The following is a 17,887-nucleotide window of genomic DNA, read 5'->3' on the forward strand; positions in this document are numbered from 1 at the left end:
GAAAGGTGCGCTCATGCAACGTCCAGTCGCTGCCGCGACGGCGGCAGAAAATGCCGTCATCACCAAGGCCACGCTGCGCGCGGCCGACCTGCTCGAGATCACGGCGCGAACGCTTGCTCTGGTCATCGGCGTCTCCGAGGCGACGGTCTCGCGGATGCGCAAGCAGGAATTCCTGCTCGAGCGCGGCACCAAGCCGTTCGAGCTTGCGGTGCTGTTCGTGCGGCTGTTCCGCTCGCTCGACGCCATCGTCGGCGGCGACGAGACGGTCGCCCGGGCATGGCTGAAGAACCCGAACACGGCGCTCGACGGCACGCCGCTCGAAAAAATCCTGACCATTGCCGGACTTGTCGATGTCATTGCCTACCTGGATTCCCGACGCGCTCTCGTCTGAGGCCGTCAGGCTCGAAGGCAAATGTTGGCGGATGGTCGAGGCGCAGCATCGCGTCTCGACCCTGAAGCTCGTCGACAGGCTCGACGAGCAGGGCCTGCTCGAAGACCTCATCGAGGAAAGCAAGCCGCGGATCCCGCTGGAATGCCGCCATCTTCACTATCTTCTGGCGACGCCCTTCCGCTACGGCTCGATTTATCCGTACGGCTCGCGCTTCCGCCGCGCCGGCAAGACCAAGGGCGTCTACTACGCCGCCGAGACGGTGCTGACGGCAGTGGCGGAAATGGCCTTCTACCGCTTGCTGTTCTTTGCGGAATCACCGCAGACGCAATGGCCGAACGACGCGGCCGAATATACCGCCTTTGCCGCGGCGATCAGATGCGAGAAGGCCGTCGACCTCACGCGGCCGCCGCTCGACCGCGACGAGAAGGCTTGGACGGATCCGACTGACTATGCCGCCTGCCAGGCCATCGCCGACGTGGCGCGCGAGGCGGGGATGCAGGCTATCCGCTACCGCTCGGCGCGCGATCCGAAGGGCGCCAACATCGCGCTCTTGACGTGCAGCGGTTTTGCCAAGGCCAAGCCGCTGGAGCCTCATACCTGGCGCATCCGCATCGGCTCGTTCGGGGTCCAGGCAATCTGCGAATTTCCAGACAGGCGGCTGGAATTCGCAAGGACGAGCTTTGTCGATCTGAGGCTGGCGAATATGCGCTGGGAGCGCGGGCGCTAGTTAAGCCAGAATGTTGACCGCACGCGCGGCAACTAGCGCGATCGTCAGCAGCGAGATCATTGCCTCGGCCATCATCAGGAGCTTGGCGCGCTGAGTGAGCGGCAATGTGTCGGTCGGCGAGAACGCCGTCGCATTGGTGAAGGCCAGGAACACGTAATCGACAAAGCCGGGCAGCCAGTCGCGGATCTCGCGATCGGACAGCGTCATCTGCGGGAACAGGAAATCGGCATGCGCGCGCTTGACCAGGCCGCAGGTCGGCGGGCCGCCGCGGTCGGTGCTCCAGAACCACAACGCGAAGACGATGACGTTGGTGACCCAGATGTTGAGCGCGTCGACAAGCAGCGTCGTGCCGGCGCCGGCATGGCCTGCAAGCAACTTCTGGACGAGGAAGACCAGCGAGCCGCAATTCATGATGCTGATGACGCCGGTCATGACCAAGGCGGTACGGCGGATGAAGACGCGAAACCGGCTGATCGCATACCAATGCTCGTGATCGACGGCCTTCTGAGTCGCCATTTGCGTCCAGGCCGTTGCGATCGACAAAGGCACGAGCAGCGCCGCCTCGATCGCGGGCGCGAGCCAGCGCGGACCGAAGGACAGGTCGTTGATGACCAGAAGCTGCAGGCAGATGACGACAAGCACCGCCGCCCGCGCCGACCAGAAGTCGATCGCGCGGTGATGAACGATGGCATGCTCGTGGCGCATGGGGGGACCTGTGTCGTGTGCGCGGTTTTCGACCGCGGGCGACACCTCCACCTCAATCTTGGTCTTGCGATGGTCGCGTAACTATAAATTTTCGTAAGGTTTCGGCGGCCGGCGCCTCGCAGGATCGGCCCAAACGAAAAGGGCGTCGGACTTTGTCCGACGCCCCGGTTCGATCGCTGGCAAGCGGCTTAGGCGTTGGCGGCTTGCTTGTGCTGGATCGTATGGCTTTTCTTGAGCAGATCCGAGACCAGGAAGGCCAGTTCGATCGCCTGGTCGGCATTGAGGCGCGGATCGCAATGGGTGTGATAGCGGTCCTGCAGGTCTTCCGCCGTGATGGCCCGGGCGCCGCCGGTGCACTCGGTGACGTTCTTGCCGGTCATCTCGACATGGATGCCGCCCGGATGCGTGCCTTCGGCGCGGTGCACCTCGAAGAAGGTCTGCACTTCCTTCAGGATACGGTCGAACGGCCGCGTCTTGTAGCCGGCCGCCTCGATCGTGTTGCCATGCATCGGGTCGGAAGACCACACCACGTTGCGGCCCTCCTTCTTCACCGCCCGCACCAGCTTCGGCAGATGCTCGGCGACCTTGTCGGAGCCGAACCGCGCGATCAGCGTCAGCCGTCCGGGCTCATTCTCGGGGTTGAGCAGGTCGATAAGCTCCAGCAGGCCGTCCGGCGTCAGCGACGGACCGCATTTCAGGCCGAGCGGATTCTCGATGCCGCGGCAATATTCGACATGCGCATGGTCGGGCTGGCGGGTGCGGTCGCCGATCCAGATCATATGGCCCGAAGTCGCGTACCAATCGCCGGAAGTCGAATCGACGCGGGTCAGCGCCTCCTCGTAGCCGAGCAGCAGCGCCTCGTGGCTGGTGTAGAAATCGGTCTCGCGCAGCGCGAAATTGGTTTCCGACGTGATGCCCACCGCGCGCATGAAATCCATCGTCTCGGTGATGCGGTTGGCGAGCGATTCGTATTTCTCGCCCTGCGGGCTGTCGGCAACGAAGCCCAGCATCCAGCGATGCACGTTCTCCAGGCTGGCATAGCCCCCTTGCGCGAAGGCGCGCAGGAGATTGAGGGTCGCCGCCGACTGGCGATACGCCATCTCCTGCCTTGCGGGATCCGGGATGCGCGACGCGGCGTCGAACTCGATGCCGTTGATGATGTCGCCGCGATAGCTCGGCAGCGTCACGCCGGCCTTGGTCTCGCTGTCGGAGGAGCGCGGCTTGGCGAACTGGCCGGCGACGCGGCCGACCTTCACCACCGGCTGCGCGCCGGCGAAGGTGAGCACCACCGACATCTGCAGGAAGACGCGGAAGAAGTCGCGGATGTTGTCGGCGCCGTGCTCGGCGAAGCTCTCGGCGCAGTCGCCGCCCTGGAGCAGGAAGGCCTCGCCGGCGGCGACCGCCGCCAGTTGCTTCTTCAGCTTGCGCGCTTCACCGGCAAACACCAGCGGCGGATAGGTGGTGAGCCGGGCTTCCGTGGCCTCCAGCGCCGCAAGGTCCGGATAGGCCGGAACCTGCTTGATCGGCTTTGCTCTCCACGAATTCGGCGACCATTTTGTCATCGCTGCACCCAAAACTCTTCAGAGCAATTCCAGGAAAACTGTGAACGGTTTACGTCCGGAATTGCGTCAAAACAAACTGGCGAGCGGTCTCGCCCGCCATTCCCGCCCCAAATCAGAGGTCGCGGCTCCTTACACGAAGCCGATTTTCTATTCTAGCCGGGAATTTCAGCAGTGGCGAATGCCTTGAACTGCTCGGATGCCGGTGTGAAGCCGTCAGGCAGCTTTGTCGACCAGCCGCGCCAATTGAGTCATGACAACAGCCGAGCCGGCCAGGCGCTTTTCGGCATTCGGCCAGTCACGCATGAAGACGACGCTGTGGTCAGCCCTGATCTTGGCCAGCGAGCCCTGTTCGCCGATGAATTTAACCAGTCCGACCGGATTGGGGAATTCGCGCTTGCGGAAGTGGATGACGACGCCCTTGGGGCCGGCATCGAGCTTCTCGACATTGGCCTTGCGGCAAAGCGCCTTGATAAAGACGATCTTTAACAGATGCGTCACTTCTTCCGGCAGCGGCCCGAAACGGTCGATCAGCTCGGCGCCGAAGCCGTCGATCTCCTCGGTGGTCTCCAAGTCGCCAAGGCGGCGGTAGAGCGCCATCCTGAGCTGCAGGTCCGGCACATAGCTCTCCGGGATCATCACGGCGGTGCCGACCGCGATCTGCGGCGACCAGCCGCCATCCAGCACTTCGCCGGAATCCTTCACTTCGGCCACCGCTTCCTCCAGCATCTGCTGGTAGAGCTCGAAACCGACCTCCTTGATGTGGCCTGACTGCTCCTCGCCGAGGAGATTGCCCGCGCCGCGGATATCGAGGTCATGGCTGGCAAGTTGGAACCCAGCGCCGAGCGTATCGAGCGACTGCAGCACCTTCAGCCGGCGCTCGGCCGTATCGGTGAGCTTGCGGTTGGCCGGCAGCGTGAACAGCGCATAGGCGCGCACCTTCGAGCGGCCGACGCGGCCGCGCAACTGATAGAGCTGGGCCAGACCGAACATATCGGCTCGGTGGATGATCAGCGTGTTGGCGGTCGGAATGTCGAGGCCGGATTCGACGATGGTCGTCGACAGAAGCACGTCGTACTGGCCGTCATAGAAGGCGTTCATGATGTCGTCGAGTTCACCGGCCGGCATCTGGCCGTGGGCGACCGCTACTTTCAGCTCCGGCACGGATTCTCTCAGGAAATCATGGATTTCGGCAAGATCGCTGATACGCGGCACGACATAGAAGGAATGGCCGCCGCGGTAGCGCTCGCGCAGCAGCGTCTCGCGGATGACCAGCGGATCGAAGGGCGAGATGAAGGTGCGCACCGCCATGCGGTCGACCGGAGGGGTGGCGATCAGCGACAGCTCGCGAACACCGGTCAGCGCCAACTGGAGCGTGCGCGGAATCGGCGTCGCCGAAAGTGTCAGCACATGCACGTCGTTCTTGAGCTCCTTCAGCCGCTCCTTGTGCTTGACGCCGAAATGCTGCTCCTCGTCGATGATCAGCAGGCCGAGATTTTTGAAGGAGATCGAGCTACCGAGCAGCGCGTGCGTGCCGACGACAATGTCGACCGTGCCGTCGGCGACGCCCTTCTTGGTCTCGGCCAGTTCCTTGGAGCCGACCAGGCGCGATGCCTGCGCGACGCGGATCGGCAGGCCGGAAAAGCGTTGCGAGAAGGTCTTGAAATGCTGCCGCGACAGCAGCGTCGTCGGCACCACGACGGCGACCTGGAACCCTTCCATCGCCGCGATGAAGGCGGCGCGCAGCGCCACTTCCGTCTTGCCGAAGCCGACGTCGCCGCAAACCAGCCGATCCATCGGCTTGCCGGCACCGAGATCGTCCATGACGGAATCGATTGCCGTCTGCTGGTCGTCGGTTTCTTCATAGGGAAAGCGCGCCGCGAACTCGCCATAAAGGCCGTCGGCCGGAATCATGGCGGGTGCTGCGCGCATCTGCCGCTCGGCGGCGATGCGGATCAATTGCCCGGCCATGTCGAGCAGCCGCTTCTTCAGCCGCGCCTTACGCGCCTGCCAGGCGCCGCCGCCGAGCTTGTCGAGTGGCGCTTCCGCCGAATCCGAACCGTAGCGCGACAGGAGCTCGATGTTTTCGACCGGCAGGAACAGCCGGTCGTCGCCGGCATAGTGGATTTCGAGGCAGTCATGCGGTGCGCCGACCGCTTCGATGGTGCGCAGACCGACGAAACGGCCGATGCCGTGGTCCGCGTGAACGACGATGTCGCCGGATGACAGCGACGATGCTTCGGCAATGAAGTCGGAGGCACGCTTTTTGCGCTTGGAGCGGCGGATCAGCCTGTCGCCTAGAATGTCCTGTTCGGCGACGACGACCATCCCGTCGGTCTCGAAGCCGGATTCGAGCGGCAGCACGGCAAGACCGGCCTGCCCCGGCTCGAGCTTTTCGACCTCGGAAAGAGTCGCCACCGGTTTCAGGTTGCCGAGATGATGCTCGGCGAGGATCTGGCCGAGGCGGTCGAGCGAGCCCTCGGTCCAGCCGGCGACGATGACGCGGCGGCGCGCGGCGCGCTCGTCGGCAATATGCTTCACCACCACGTCGAAGACATTGCTGTTCGGGTCGGCGCGCTCCTCGGCGAAGCTGCGGCCTTGCCGCGAGCCCGCATGGAAGACCTTCTTGCCGCCGACATCGGGTGCGTCGAAGACGGTGAAATCAATGTCCTCGCGCGGTCCGAGCGAGGCTTTGAGATTTTCCGGCGAGAGATAGAGCAGATCCGGCGCCACCGGCTTATAGGGCACGGCATCTTTCAGCGCGCCGTCAGCCTGCTTCCGCCGCGCCTCATAGTGATCGAGGATCAGCGTATGGCGCTCGGCCAGCGCCTCATGCGCGAGATGATCGAAGATGACAGGCGCGTCCGGCAGATAGTCGAACACCGTCTCCAGTTGCTCGTAGAAGAAAGGCAGCCAGTGCTCCATGCCGGCAAAGCGCCGTCCTTCGCTGACGGCTGCATAGAGCGCATCGTCGCGCGACGGCGCGCCGAAGGCTTCGATATAGGAGCGGCGGAAGCGGCTGATCGTTTCCGGCGTCAGCGCCACCTCGCTCATCGCCTGCAGCGCCATCGACTTGCGCTGGCCGGTCGTGCGCTGGGTCGCCACGTCGAAGACGCGGATCGATTCCAGCGTGTCGCCGAAGAAGTCGAGCCTCAGCGCCTCGCTCCAGCCGGGCGCGAAGAGGTCGAGAATGCCTCCGCGCACCGCGAACTCGCCGACGTTGCGCACGGTCGGCACGCGCTCGAAACCGGAATTCTCCAGCCGCGCGATCAGCACGTTCATGTCGATCTGGTTGCCGGGCTTGGCATGGAAGGTCTGCGCCTCGATCAGCTCGGCCGGCGGAATGCGCTGCAAGAGCGCATTGGCCGTCGTGAGGATCACCGCGCGGTGCGGCTTTTTCGCCAGCGCAATGATGGCGGAGAGCGCGTCGAGGCGCCGCGCGGCGGCATCCGCGCCCGGCGAGACACGATCGTAAGGCAGGCAGTCCCAGGCAGGCAGTTCCAGAACCGGCAGGCCGGGCGCGGCAAAGGCGAGCGCATCGATGATCGCCGGCAGCCGCTGGCCGTCGCGCGCGACGAACAGCACCGGCTTGTCGGGCGCGATCTCCTGCGCCGTCCGCGCCAGCGCGAAAGCTTCGTAACCGTCAGCGACGCCATCGACGATGAACTGGCCGGCGCGGCCCTTCGGCAGGCCAATGGAGGGAATGAGACTCATGCTTCTTTCAAAATGTCATGGTCCGGCGCGACGCCAGGATCTTCTGCAGCACCGCGCAATCGATATCGGGCGGAACCGGGCACTCGCCGGTGATCATCGGCAGGAATTCGGTGTCGGGGATTTCGAGGAGCTTTTCATATTGGTCGATTTCGTCGCCGGTCAAGGCGCCGATCTCGGCATCGGCGAAGCATCCCAGGATGAGATCCATCTCGCGCATGCCGCGATGCCAGGAGCGGAACAGCAGCTTGCGGCGGCGGACGTCCAGTCCCTCGCTTGATCGCTGTGTTCCGGTCATCGCGCTGCATCCCTGTTCGAAGCGGCGCATATAGCGTGGATAGAGGACGGTGTCAGCCTTTGCGCTGCGGCCTCCGCGACATAAGCTGACGAGATGCGTCCTTCCATCCTCGATCCCCTGTTCGTCCCGATCACCTCGCTCGCCGGCGTCGGCCAGAAGGTCGGGACCATGATCGAACGTGTCGTGCCGGCCGATCTCGGCGACCGCGCCGCGCGCGCCGCCGATCTTCTGTTCGTGCTCCCCAACGCGGTTATCGACCGCCGCAACCGGCCTGGCATCGCGCTAGCGGCCGAAGGCCAGATCGTAACACTCGAGGTGCGGGTCGACCGTCACCAGCCGCCGCCGCGCGGCAACAGGTCCGTGCCCTACCGGATCTACGCCCATGACGACACCGGCGAGATCGCGTTGACCTTCTTCCATGCCCATGCCGCCTATCTGCAGAAGATGCTGCCTGAGGGCGAGCGCGTCGTAATCTCCGGCCGCATGGAATGGTTCAACGGCCGCCCGACCATGGTTCATCCCGACCATATCGCGCCGCTCGACGAGGCCGAGGGCCTGCCGCTGGTCGAGCCCGTCTATCCGCTAACCGCCGGCCTGTCCGCAAAAGTGCTGCGCCGCGCCATCGGACAGGCGCTCGGCCGCTTGCCGGAACTGCCGGAATGGCAGGACGACGCCTTCATGCGCCGCCACACCTTTCCGTCCTTCGGCGCTGCGCTGACCCGCATCCACTATCCCAAGGACCCGATCGACGTTGCCGTCGAGGGTGCGGCCTGGCGGCGCCTGGCCTATGACGAGCTCCTAGCAGGACAGGTGTCGCTGGCGCTGGTGCGCGCCAGAATCCGCCGCCTTTCGGGCCGGCCGCTGGTCGGCGATGGAAGCGTTGTCGAGAAACTGCGCGCTGCCCTGCCCTACAGGCTCACCCCCAGCCAGGAATTCGCGCTCGGCGAAATCAACGCCGACCTGGCCGAACCCGAACGCATGCTGCGTCTGCTGCAGGGCGATGTCGGCTCCGGCAAGACGGTGGTCGCGCTGCTTGCCATGGGGCGCGCGGTCGAGGCAGGCGGCCAGGCTGCGCTGATGGCGCCGACCGAAATCCTGGCGCGGCAGCATCTGGCGACCATCGCCCCGCTGGCGGAAAAAGCCGGCCTCAGCGTCGCCGTCCTTACCGGCCGCGAGAAGGGCCGCGAACGCGCCGAAACACTGGAAGGCCTCGCCAGCGGTGCGATCGACATCGTCGTCGGCACGCACGCGCTGTTCCAGGAGACGGTGACCTTCCACGACCTCGTGCTTGCCGTCGTCGACGAGCAGCACCGCTTCGGTGTCCACCAGCGTCTCGCCATCACCGCCAAAGGCGACGCGCCCGATATGCTGGTGATGACGGCGACGCCCATTCCGCGCACGCTGGTGCTGACCGCCTTCGGCGACATGGATGTCTCGAAGCTCACCGAAAAGCCGGCGGGCCGCCAGCCGATACGCACCGTCACTTTGCCAATGGAGAGGCTGGACGAGTTAGTCGGGCGCATGGTCGACGCCGTCGCCGAGGGTCAGAAGATCTACTGGATCTGTCCGCTGGTCGAGGAATCCGAAGAGATCAAGCTGATGTCGGCGGAAGACCGCTTCGCTTCGCTGAAGCCGCTCTTCGGCGACCAGATCGGCCTCGTCCATGGCCGCATGAAGGGCGCGGAGAAGGACGATGCGATGCGCGCCTTCAAGCAGGGCGAAACGCGCATATTGATCGCCACCACCGTCATCGAAGTCGGTGTCGACGTGCCGGACGCCACGATCATCGTCATCGAGCATGCCGAGCGCTTCGGCCTTGCCCAGTTGCACCAGTTGCGTGGACGGGTCGGGCGCGGCGACAAGCCCTCATCCTGCGTGCTGCTCTACAAGGATCCGCTCGGTGAGACGGCGAAGCGCCGGCTGTCGGTCATGCGCGAGACGGAGGACGGCTTTCGCATCGCCGAGGAGGATCTGAAGCTGCGCGGCGAAGGCGAGCTGCTGGGCACCCGCCAGTCCGGCACGCCAGGTTTCCAGGTCGCGCGCATCGAGTTCCATGCCGACCTGCTCGAAGCCGCTCGCGACGACGCACGGCTGATCCTGTCGCGCGACCCCGAATTGCAGTCTGGGCGCGGCGAGGCGCTTAGGCTGTTGCTCTACCTGTTCGGGCGCGACGAGGCGGTGCGGCTGCTGCGCGCCGGCTGAGCCGCGCCCAGCGCCGGATTGGCAAGCGGCCCTTCGATCGGCTCGCCGTTCAGCGTCACCAGCTTGGCCTTGACCTCCGGCGCCACCATGCCGGCCGAAACGATCAGCTTGGCGCCGTCCTCGATCGTCATGTCGAGCAGCACGATCTCGGATTTATAAACATACATCAGGAAGCCTGTGGTCGGGTTCGGCGTGCAGGGCATGAACACCGCGATCAACGGATCGCCTTCCTGGTCGAGCTTCTGGTTGATCTCCGTTTCCTTCTCGCTGGCGACGAAGACCAGCGACCAGACTCCCTTGCGCGGATATTCGACCAGCCCGACCTGGCGGAACATGTCGCCCTTGTTTGACAGCACCGTCTCGAAAATCTGCTTCAGGGAGCGGTAGATGCCGCGCACCAGCGGCATGCGGCCAAGCAGCCGCTCGCCGAAATTGACGATTGCGCGGCCGACGATGTTGGCCGTCATGAAACCGATGAACGTGATCAGCACCAGCGCCACGATCAGCCCGAAGCCGGGGACCGGAAACGGCAGGTAGGTGTCGGGGTTGTAGCGGGCGGGAATGTAGGGCTTCACCCAAGAATCGACCCAGCCGATGAGCGACCAGGCGATGTAGGCGGTGATCGCCAGCGGCGCGCAGACGATGAAGCCTGTCAGGAAGTAATTCCTGAGCCGGGTCATGCCAGAGGTCTTCAGGGCGTCGGACATAGGATCACCGCGGCGCAGATTGCGGTTGAACTTTAGTGAACCGCAATTCGGTTTGGAACTGCGAAGTTTTTAAAGAGCGCGCTCTATGAAGCGGCTTTCAGCGTTCCAAATGAAGCTCCTGCGTTCGCGACTGGCTGCAACACCCCTCCCTTCGTCATCCACGCGCGGAGCAAGGAGCGAAGCGACGCGGCGTAGACCCGAGGATCCATTCCGCGACGCCCGCCGAGGAGTGAAAGGGCCATCGGCAAGCCATACTTCGAACTACGGTGCCCAAAAGAAGCAGTGACAGTGCTATTCGACCGTGACCGATTTCGCCAGATTGCGCGGCTGGTCGACATCCGTGCCCATGAACACCGCGGTGAAATAGGCGAGCATCTGGATCGGCAGCGCGTAGATGATCGGCGCGATGATCTCAGGTACTTCGGGCAGGATGATCGTCTCCATCGACTTGATGCCGGCCTGGGCCGCGCCCTTGGCGTCGGTGATCAGGATGATCTTGCCGCCGCGCGCCGCGACTTCCTGCATGTTGGAAACCGTCTTTTCGAAGATGCGGTCATGCGGCGCGATCACGATAACCGGCATGTTTTCGTCGATCAGCGCAATCGGTCCGTGCTTCAGCTCGCCGCCGGCATAGCCTTCGGCGTGGATGTAGGAGATTTCCTTGAGCTTCAGCGCCCCTTCCATGGCTAGTGGAAAATTGGTGTCGCGGCCGAGATAGAGCACGTCCTTGTAGCGGGACAGCTCACGCGAGATGCGTTCGATCTGCTCGTCGAGCTTCAGCACCTGTGTGGCAAAGCGCGGCGCCTCGGAAAGCTCGCGCACCAGCCGCTTCTCCTCATCGCGCGAGATCGTCCCGCGCGCCACGCCGGCCCGCACTGCGAGCGAGGCCAGCACGGAGAGCTGGCAGGTGAAAGCCTTCGTCGAGGCGACTCCGATCTCCGGCCCGGCAAGCGTCGGCAGCACGACGTCGGATTCGCGCGCCATGGTCGATTCGCGCACATTGACGACCGCGCCGATCTTCATGCCGGCCTGGCGGCAGTAGCGCAGGGAAGCCAGCGTGTCGGCGGTCTCGCCCGACTGCGATATGAAGAACGCCGCGTCGTTCCCGGACAACGGCATCTCGCGGTAACGGAATTCCGAGGCGACGTCGATGTCGACCGGCAGCCGCGCATAGCGCTCGAACCAGTATTTGCTGATCAGCCCGGCCAGATAGGCGGTGCCGCAGGCCGAGAGCGCCAACCGGCCGATCTTGGCAAAGTCGAAGGGCAGATCGAGCGGCCTCGACACGCCGGAGACGAAATCGACATAATGCGCCAGCGTGTGCGAGATCACCTCCGGCTGCTCATGGATTTCCTTTTCCATGAAATGGCGGCGGTTGCCCTTGTCGACCATGAAGCTGGTCGAGAGCGACTGCTGGCGCTTGCGGTCGACCTTGTTGCCGTCGGCGTCATAGATGGTGACGCTGTTGCGACGCACTTCCGCCCAGTCGCCATCTTCGAGATAGGTGACTGCGTTGGTGAAAGGCGCCAGCGCGATCGCGTCCGAGCCCAAAAACATCTCGCCGTCGCCATGGCCGACGGCAAGCGGCGGACCGTTGCGGGCGCCGACGATCAGATCCTCGTCGCCCTTGAACATGATCGCCAGCGCAAACGCGCCCGAGAGCCGCTTCAATGCCTGGTGCGCTGCCTGGACCGGCTTCAGCCCCTTGGCGAGCTCCCGCGCCACCAGATGCGCGACGACCTCGGTGTCCGTCTGAGAGGCGCATTTGTAGCCATCGCGGGAGAGGTCGTCGCGCAGTTCGGCGAAGTTCTCGATGATGCCGTTGTGGACGATCGCGACGCCTTCGGAAAAATGCGGATGCGCATTGGTCTCGTTCGGCACGCCATGGGTCGCCCAGCGCGTGTGGCCGATGCCGATCGTGCCTTCCAGCGGATCCTCTTTCAGCCGGCGTTCAAGATTGATCAGCTTGCCTTCGGCGCGGCGGCGGCCGAGCGTGCCATTCTCGATGGTGGCGACGCCGGCCGAGTCATAGCCGCGATATTCGAGCCGCTTCAGCGCATCGACGATCAGCGGCGCGACCTGTGAATGGCCGACAATTCCAACGATACCGCACATGCGCTGCCCCCGATTCCCTGCGAAAACCCAGCGCTATCTACGGATGGCCGGCCTGCCGCGAAAGTCACTTTGCGTTTCGTTCGGTGTCACCCGGAACGGTTTTGCGACTGATGCACCATGACACGCCGCGCTTGCAATCCGGTTACTGCAAATGGTTGGTTTTTCGCGACGCGGTGCTCGATCATTTATGGTTGCCGCCAGCAGCGCCGGCCCGGAAAAACGTCTTTTGACAATCATTCCGCTGCTCTTTTCTTGGCCGCGGCCGCCGACGCGAAGCGCTCGCGCAGTTCCTTGCCCTTACCAGGCAGGGTCTTCTGGCGGGCGCGGCCGAAGGCCAGCGCATCGTCGGGCACGCTCTCGGTGATTACGCTGCCCGAGGCGACGTAGCCACCCTTGCCGATCGTGACCGGCGCCACCAGCGCAGAGTTGGAGCCGACGAAGGCGCCCTCGCCGATATCGGTGAAGAATTTAGAGAAGCCGTCATAGTTGCAGGTGATGGTGCCGGCGCCGATATTCGCCCCGGCACCGACCCGCGCGTCGCCGATATAGGTCAGGTGGTTGACCTTAGCCCCTTCCTCGATCGTTGCCTGCTTGACCTCGCAGAAATTGCCGACCTTGGCCTTTTGCCGCAGATCGGCGCCCGGCCGCAGCCGCGCGAACGGCCCGACATCGCAATTGGAGGCGATCGTAGCGCCTTCGATATGGCTGAAGGCGTGGATTTTCGCCCCTGAAGCGATCTTGACGCCCGGGCCGAACCAGACATGCGGCTCGACGATCGTATCGGCACCGATCTCGGTGTCGTGCGAGAAGTAGACGGTTTCAGGCGCGATCAGCGTCACGCCGGCAAGCATCGCGTCGCGCCGCCGGCGCGCCTGCCAGATAGCTTCCGCCTCGGCGAGCTCGGCCCGGTTGTTGATGCCGAGCGCGCTTTCGAAGCTCGCCTCCGTGGCCACCACATCGAGCCCGTCCGCGCCGGCGAGCTCGACGATGTCGGTGAGATAGAACTCGCCCTTGGCATTGTTGTTGCCGACCTTGTCGAGCAGCCGAAGCGCCTGGTTGCCGGCCACCGCCATCATCCCGGCATTGCAGAAGCCGATCTTTTTTTCCGCCTCGGAGCAGTCCTTCTCCTCCCTGATGGCGACGAGACGCCCGCCCTTCTCGATCAGCCGACCATAGCCTGTCGGACTGGGCGGGCGGAAGCCGATCACCGCAACGGCAGCACCCTCCGCCAGCTTCTGCCGCGCGGCAGCCAGCGCTGCCGCATCGATCAGCGGCGTGTCGCCGAACATGACGAGGATGTCGTCGTAGCCCTTCGCTATCGCTTCGCGCGCGGCAAGCACCGCATGGGCCGTGCCGAGCCGCTTCTCCTGCACGAAGGTCTCGGCTTTCGGCGCGAATTTCTGCACCGCCTTCCGCATCTCGTCGGCGCCGTGGCCGATCACCAGCGCCAGACCCGTTGCCCTGGCGGCCTCAGCGGCCTTCACCACATGAGCCACCATCGGCAGGCCGGCAATGGCGTGCAGCACCTTGGGCATCGCGCTCTTCATGCGCGTACCTTCGCCGGCGGCGAGGATGACGGACAGGCAGGATCTCTGGCTCATAGGGCAACCGTATGAAAGGATTCAAATCATCGCATGCTAGCAGCGGCGTGATGCTGCACCAATGCGGTTAAATTCCGGTGAGACAGCGGATCACCTGGACTCTTGATCGTCGGGTCCACAATTCGATCCTGTGCACGAAGTGGCAGATCACCCGAGCCGCCCGAGCGCCGGGAAGTTTTCCAGCAGCCAGTAGGATGCGCTCTGCACGCCACCGGTGAGAAAAAACACGCCGGCGACGACGAGCAGCGCGCCGATCGCTTTTTCCACGCGACCGAGATGGACGCGGAATTTTCCCAGGAAGCGCATGAAGGCGCCGGAAAACAGCGCCGCGATCAGGAAGGGGATGCCGAGCCCGAGCGAATAGGCGGCGAGCAGCAGCGCGCCCTCGCCCACCGTCTCGCGGCCGCCGGCTAAAGTCAGGATCGGCCCCAGCACCGGGCCGATGCAGGGCGTCCAGCCGAAAGCAAAGGCCAGCCCCATGACATAGGCGGCGATCATGCTGGCCGGCTTGCCCTGCGACTGGAAGCGCGCCTCGCGCGACAAGAGCGGGATGCGCACGATGCCGAGGAAATTCAGGCCCATGATGATGATCAGCGCGCCGGCCACCATCGCCAGCGGTTCCTGCCAGACGCGCAGCAGCCGGCCGATCGTCGAGGCGCCGGCGCCAAGCGCGACGAAGACGGTCGAGAAGCCGAGCACGAAGGCAACAGAGGCATAGAGCAGCGCGCCACGTGCGCCTTCCCGCGCCGTCGCGCCGGCGTTGCCGCGGAAATCGTCGACCGAAACGCCGGCCATGTAGCAAAGATAAGGCGGCACCAGCGGCAGCACGCACGGCGACAGGAACGAGATCGCCCCTGCTCCGACCGCGCTGACATAGCCGATGTCCAATGCCATTTCACGATGCCCCGGTTGTGCTGGCGCCGATATAGCGATGCCGGCGCCCTCGTGCCAATCACCATTGTGTGGCGCGTGGTCGCTAGCCGAGGAAGAAGCGGCGGCCGCTGCGCGTTCAATGGATGGCGCGCCAGTGCCGCGTGCCGTCCGCGTACCGCCGGGCCGATGCTGGTTCTGTCGGCGACTCCCCTCGGTAAAAGACCGAGCCAAGACACGATCCGTCGGTGCGCCAAAAAATGTGTTCTCCGCCATACACTCTAAGAGTGTATCGCTGTCGGCCAGTTCGCAAATTGGGCCTGTCCCCTTGACCGATTGCAAAAGCACGGCCATGTGAGCGACGAAAAGAGTGGGATTTCGTCGTGCGCCGCGGAGCTCTTCCGCCGCCTCACAGCTGATAAGAGACCTCATGGACGTCGTCGTCGTCGAATCGCCGGCCAAGGCGAAGACAATCAACAAATATCTGGGCAAGAACTATAAGGTCCTGGCCTCGTTCGGCCATGTCCGCGATCTGCCGGCCAAGGACGGCTCGGTGCGCCCGGACGAGGACTTCGCCATGTCCTGGTCGGTAGACACCGCCTCCGGCAAGCGCCTCGCCGACATCGCCAAGGCGGTCAAGGACGCCGACGGGCTGATCCTCGCCACCGACCCGGATCGCGAGGGCGAGGCGATTTCCTGGCATGTGCTGGAAGTGCTGAGGCAGAAGCGCGCGCTGAAGGACAAGCCGGTCAGCCGCGTCGTCTTCAACGCCATAACAAAGACCTCGGTAATGGAGGCCATGGCCAATCCGCGCCAGATCGATGCGCCGCTGGTGGACGCCTATCTCGCGCGCCGCGCGCTCGACTATCTCGTCGGCTTCACCCTCTCGCCGGTGCTGTGGCGCAAGCTGCCGGGCGCCCGTTCCGCCGGGCGCGTGCAGTCGGTGGCGCTGCGGCTGGTCTGCGACCGCGAATCCGAGATCGAGCGCTTCGTCCGCGAGGAATACTGGCAGATCGCCGCCATCCTCAACACGCCGCGCAACGACAGTTTCGAGGCGCGGCTGACCGCCTATGCCGGCAAGAAGCTGCAGAAGCTCGACATCGCCAACAAGGCCCGGGCCGACGACATCAAGGCGATGCTCGAAGGTGCGACCTTCAAGGCGCTGTCGGTCGAAGCCAAGCCCACCAAGCGCAATCCGGGCCCGCCCTTCACCACCTCGACGCTGCAGCAGGCCGCCTCCTCGCGGCTCGGCTTCTCGGCCAACCGCACCATGCAGGTGGCGCAGAAGCTTTACGAAGGCATGGATGTCGGCGGCGAGACCGCCGGCCTCATCACCTATATGCGAACCGACGGCGTGCAGATGGCGCCGGAGGCGATCACCGCGGCGCGCGATGCCATCGCCAGCGAGTTCGGCGCGAAATACCTGCCCGAAAACCCACGCTATTATTCGGTCAAGGCCAAGAACGCCCAGGAAGCGCATGAGGCGATCCGCCCTACCGATTTCAAGCGCACGCCGGCATCGGTCAGGCAATATCTCGATGCCGATCAGGCGCGCCTCTATGAGCTGATCTGGAAGCGCGCGATCGCCAGCCAGATGCAGCCGGCCGAGATCGAGCGCACCACGGTCGAGATCGAGGCGGTCAACGGCGCCCGCACCGCCGAGCTTCGCGCGGTCGGCTCGGTCATCCGCTTCGACGGCTTCATCGCCGCCTACACCGACCAGAAGGACGAGGACGCGGAGGACGAGGAAAGCCGCCGCCTGCCCGAAATCCGCGCCGGCGAGCAGCTTGCCCGCGAGGCGATCAACGCCACCCAGCACACGACCGAGCCGCCGCCGCGCTATTCCGAGGCGTCGCTGATCAAGAAGCTGGAAGAGCTCGGCATTGGCCGGCCGTCGACCTACACGGCGATCCTGAAGACGCTCGAGGACCGCGACTACGTCGCCATCGACCGGCGCAAGCTGGTGCCGCAGGCCAAGGGCCGGCTGCTGTCGGCCTTCCTCGAAAGCTTCTTCGAGCGCTATGTCGAATATGACTTCACAGCCTCGCTCGAGGAAAAGCTCGACGAGATCTCCGACGGCAAGCTCGCCTGGAAGGACGTGCTGCGCGACTTCTGGAAGGATTTTTCGGGCGCCGTCGACGACATCAAGGAACTGCGCGTCTCAGACGTGCTCGATGCGCTCAACGACGAGCTGGCGCCGCTGGTGTTCCCCGCGCGGGAGGACGGCTCAAACCCGCGCGTCTGCCCGAAATGCGGCACCGGCAATCTGTCGCTGAAGCTCGGTAAATTCGGCGCCTTCGTCGGCTGCTCGAATTATCCGGAATGCTCCTATACCCGCCAGCTTGGCGACGCCGCCAATCCCAACGGCGAGAACGGCAACGGCGACGACGGCGTCAAGCTGCTCGGCAAGGATCCATACACCGCCGAGGAGATCACGCTCCGGAGCGGCCGCTTCGGCCCCTACATCCAGCGCGGCGAAGGCAAGGACGCCAAGCGCTCGAGCCTGCCCAAGGGCTGGACCGCCGAGTCGATCGACCATGAGAAGGCGCTGGCGCTGCTGGCATTGCCGCGCGATGTCGGTAAGCATCCGGAAACCGGCAAGATGATCTCGGCCGGTCTTGGGCGGTACGGACCCTTCGTGCTGCACGACGGCACCTACGCCAATCTCGAAAGCATCGAGGACGTGTTCTCGATCGGCCTGAACCGCGCCGTTTCGGTGATCGCCGAGAAGCATCAGAAGGGCAAGGGCGGCCGCAACGGGAGCACGCCGGCTGCGTTGAAGGAACTGGGCGAGCATCCCGACGGCGGCGGCAAGATCGTCGTGCGCGACGGCCGCTACGGACCCTACGTCAATTACGGCAAGGTCAATGCCACGCTGCCCAAGGGCAAGGATCCGCAATCGGTGACGATGGACGAGGCAATCGCCCTGATTGCCGAGAAGGAAGCCAAGGGCGGAGGCGGCAAGAAGCCGTTCCGCCGGGCGGCAAAGAAAGGATAGCAC

General features: G+C 64.5%; 12 protein-coding genes. 4 read left to right on the forward strand and 8 right to left on the reverse strand.

Annotation, left to right across the window (positions count from 1 at the left end; all coding sequences use genetic code 11):
* Positions 1-13: 13 nt before the first annotated feature.
* Positions 14-391 carry an antitoxin Xre/MbcA/ParS toxin-binding domain-containing protein gene (locus tag CK224_RS02425; RefSeq protein WP_095780666.1) on the forward strand — a complete coding sequence of 126 codons (378 nt, stop codon included), beginning with the start codon at positions 14-16 and terminating at the stop codon, positions 389-391.
* Positions 351-1,118 (forward strand): RES family NAD+ phosphorylase, encoded by a 768-nt coding sequence (locus CK224_RS02430; RefSeq protein WP_095780667.1) that lies wholly within the window; start codon positions 351-353, stop codon positions 1,116-1,118. The genes CK224_RS02425 and CK224_RS02430 overlap by 41 nt, the downstream gene beginning before the upstream one ends.
* Here the strand turns inward: CK224_RS02430 and CK224_RS02435 are convergent, their stop codons facing one another.
* The 4 genes from CK224_RS02435 to CK224_RS02450 all read right to left on the reverse strand — a co-directional run bounded on the left by CK224_RS02435 (position 1,119) and on the right by CK224_RS02450 (position 7,391).
* On the reverse strand, positions 1,119-1,823 hold the full coding sequence (locus CK224_RS02435; RefSeq protein ID WP_095780668.1) for a hypothetical protein: 705 nt from the start codon (positions 1,821-1,823) through the stop codon (positions 1,119-1,121).
* 188 nt (positions 1,824-2,011) lie between these two features.
* On the reverse strand, positions 2,012-3,385 hold the full coding sequence (locus CK224_RS02440; RefSeq protein ID WP_067328161.1) for a 3-deoxy-7-phosphoheptulonate synthase class II: 1,374 nt from the start codon (positions 3,383-3,385) through the stop codon (positions 2,012-2,014).
* A 213-nt stretch (positions 3,386-3,598) separates the two neighbouring features.
* A complete protein-coding gene (gene mfd, locus CK224_RS02445) occupies positions 3,599-7,096 on the reverse strand; it encodes a transcription-repair coupling factor (RefSeq protein WP_095780669.1) in 3,498 nt (1,165 codons plus the stop codon).
* A gap of 7 nt (positions 7,097-7,103) precedes the next feature.
* The gene (locus tag CK224_RS02450) at positions 7,104-7,391 is read right to left on the reverse strand and encodes a succinate dehydrogenase assembly factor 2 (protein WP_095780900.1); all 288 of its coding nucleotides are present in this window, start codon (positions 7,389-7,391) and stop codon (positions 7,104-7,106) included.
* A 93-nt stretch (positions 7,392-7,484) separates the two neighbouring features.
* Between CK224_RS02450 and recG the strand changes: the two genes are divergently transcribed.
* On the forward strand, positions 7,485-9,593 hold the full coding sequence (gene recG / locus CK224_RS02455; protein ID WP_095780670.1) for an ATP-dependent DNA helicase RecG: 2,109 nt from the start codon (positions 7,485-7,487) through the stop codon (positions 9,591-9,593).
* On the opposite strand, the gene CK224_RS02460 is transcribed toward recG, so the two are convergent.
* The 4 genes from CK224_RS02460 to CK224_RS02475 form a co-directional block, all read right to left on the reverse strand.
* Positions 9,545-10,300, reverse strand: a complete 756-nt coding sequence (locus CK224_RS02460) for a DUF502 domain-containing protein (RefSeq protein ID WP_067000327.1) — start codon at positions 10,298-10,300, stop codon at positions 9,545-9,547. The genes recG and CK224_RS02460 overlap by 49 nt on opposite strands.
* A 291-nt stretch (positions 10,301-10,591) precedes the next feature.
* Complete coding sequence (gene glmS, locus CK224_RS02465; protein WP_095780671.1) at positions 10,592-12,415, reverse strand: glutamine--fructose-6-phosphate transaminase (isomerizing); 1,824 nt, start codon at positions 12,413-12,415, stop codon at positions 10,592-10,594.
* A 233-nt stretch (positions 12,416-12,648) separates the two neighbouring features.
* The gene (gene glmU / locus CK224_RS02470; RefSeq protein WP_095780672.1) at positions 12,649-14,016 is read right to left on the reverse strand and encodes a bifunctional UDP-N-acetylglucosamine diphosphorylase/glucosamine-1-phosphate N-acetyltransferase GlmU; all 1,368 of its coding nucleotides are present in this window, start codon (positions 14,014-14,016) and stop codon (positions 12,649-12,651) included.
* 147 nt (positions 14,017-14,163) lie between these two features.
* The gene (locus tag CK224_RS02475; protein ID WP_067000319.1) at positions 14,164-14,910 is read right to left on the reverse strand and encodes a cytochrome c biogenesis CcdA family protein; all 747 of its coding nucleotides are present in this window, start codon (positions 14,908-14,910) and stop codon (positions 14,164-14,166) included.
* A gap of 406 nt (positions 14,911-15,316) precedes the next feature.
* On the opposite strand from CK224_RS02475, the gene topA reads away from it, so the two are divergent.
* Positions 15,317-17,884 (forward strand): type I DNA topoisomerase, encoded by a 2,568-nt coding sequence (topA, locus tag CK224_RS02480; RefSeq protein ID WP_095780673.1) that lies wholly within the window; start codon positions 15,317-15,319, stop codon positions 17,882-17,884.
* Positions 17,885-17,887: the final 3 nt, after the last annotated feature.

This window comes from Mesorhizobium sp. WSM3862 (genome assembly GCF_002294985.1).
In the GTDB taxonomy this organism is placed as follows: domain Bacteria; phylum Pseudomonadota; class Alphaproteobacteria; order Rhizobiales; family Rhizobiaceae; genus Mesorhizobium.

Coding starts and splice junctions, on each gene's coding strand:
- CK224_RS02425 (WP_095780666.1), top strand. CDS start 14: ATGCAACGTCCAGTCGCTGCCGCGACGGCGGCAGAAAATGCCGTCATC.
- CK224_RS02430 (WP_095780667.1), top strand. CDS start 351: ATGTCATTGCCTACCTGGATTCCCGACGCGCTCTCGTCTGAGGCCGTC.
- CK224_RS02435 (WP_095780668.1), bottom strand. CDS start 1,823: ATGCGCCACGAGCATGCCATCGTTCATCACCGCGCGATCGACTTCTGG.
- CK224_RS02440 (WP_067328161.1), bottom strand. CDS start 3,385: ATGACAAAATGGTCGCCGAATTCGTGGAGAGCAAAGCCGATCAAGCAG.
- mfd (WP_095780669.1), bottom strand. CDS start 7,096: ATGAGTCTCATTCCCTCCATTGGCCTGCCGAAGGGCCGCGCCGGCCAG.
- CK224_RS02450 (WP_095780900.1), bottom strand. CDS start 7,391: ATGACCGGAACACAGCGATCAAGCGAGGGACTGGACGTCCGCCGCCGC.
- recG (WP_095780670.1), top strand. CDS start 7,485: ATGCGTCCTTCCATCCTCGATCCCCTGTTCGTCCCGATCACCTCGCTC.
- CK224_RS02460 (WP_067000327.1), bottom strand. CDS start 10,300: ATGTCCGACGCCCTGAAGACCTCTGGCATGACCCGGCTCAGGAATTAC.
- glmS (WP_095780671.1), bottom strand. CDS start 12,415: ATGTGCGGTATCGTTGGAATTGTCGGCCATTCACAGGTCGCGCCGCTG.
- glmU (WP_095780672.1), bottom strand. CDS start 14,016: ATGAGCCAGAGATCCTGCCTGTCCGTCATCCTCGCCGCCGGCGAAGGT.
- CK224_RS02475 (WP_067000319.1), bottom strand. CDS start 14,910: ATGGCATTGGACATCGGCTATGTCAGCGCGGTCGGAGCAGGGGCGATC.
- topA (WP_095780673.1), top strand. CDS start 15,317: ATGGACGTCGTCGTCGTCGAATCGCCGGCCAAGGCGAAGACAATCAAC.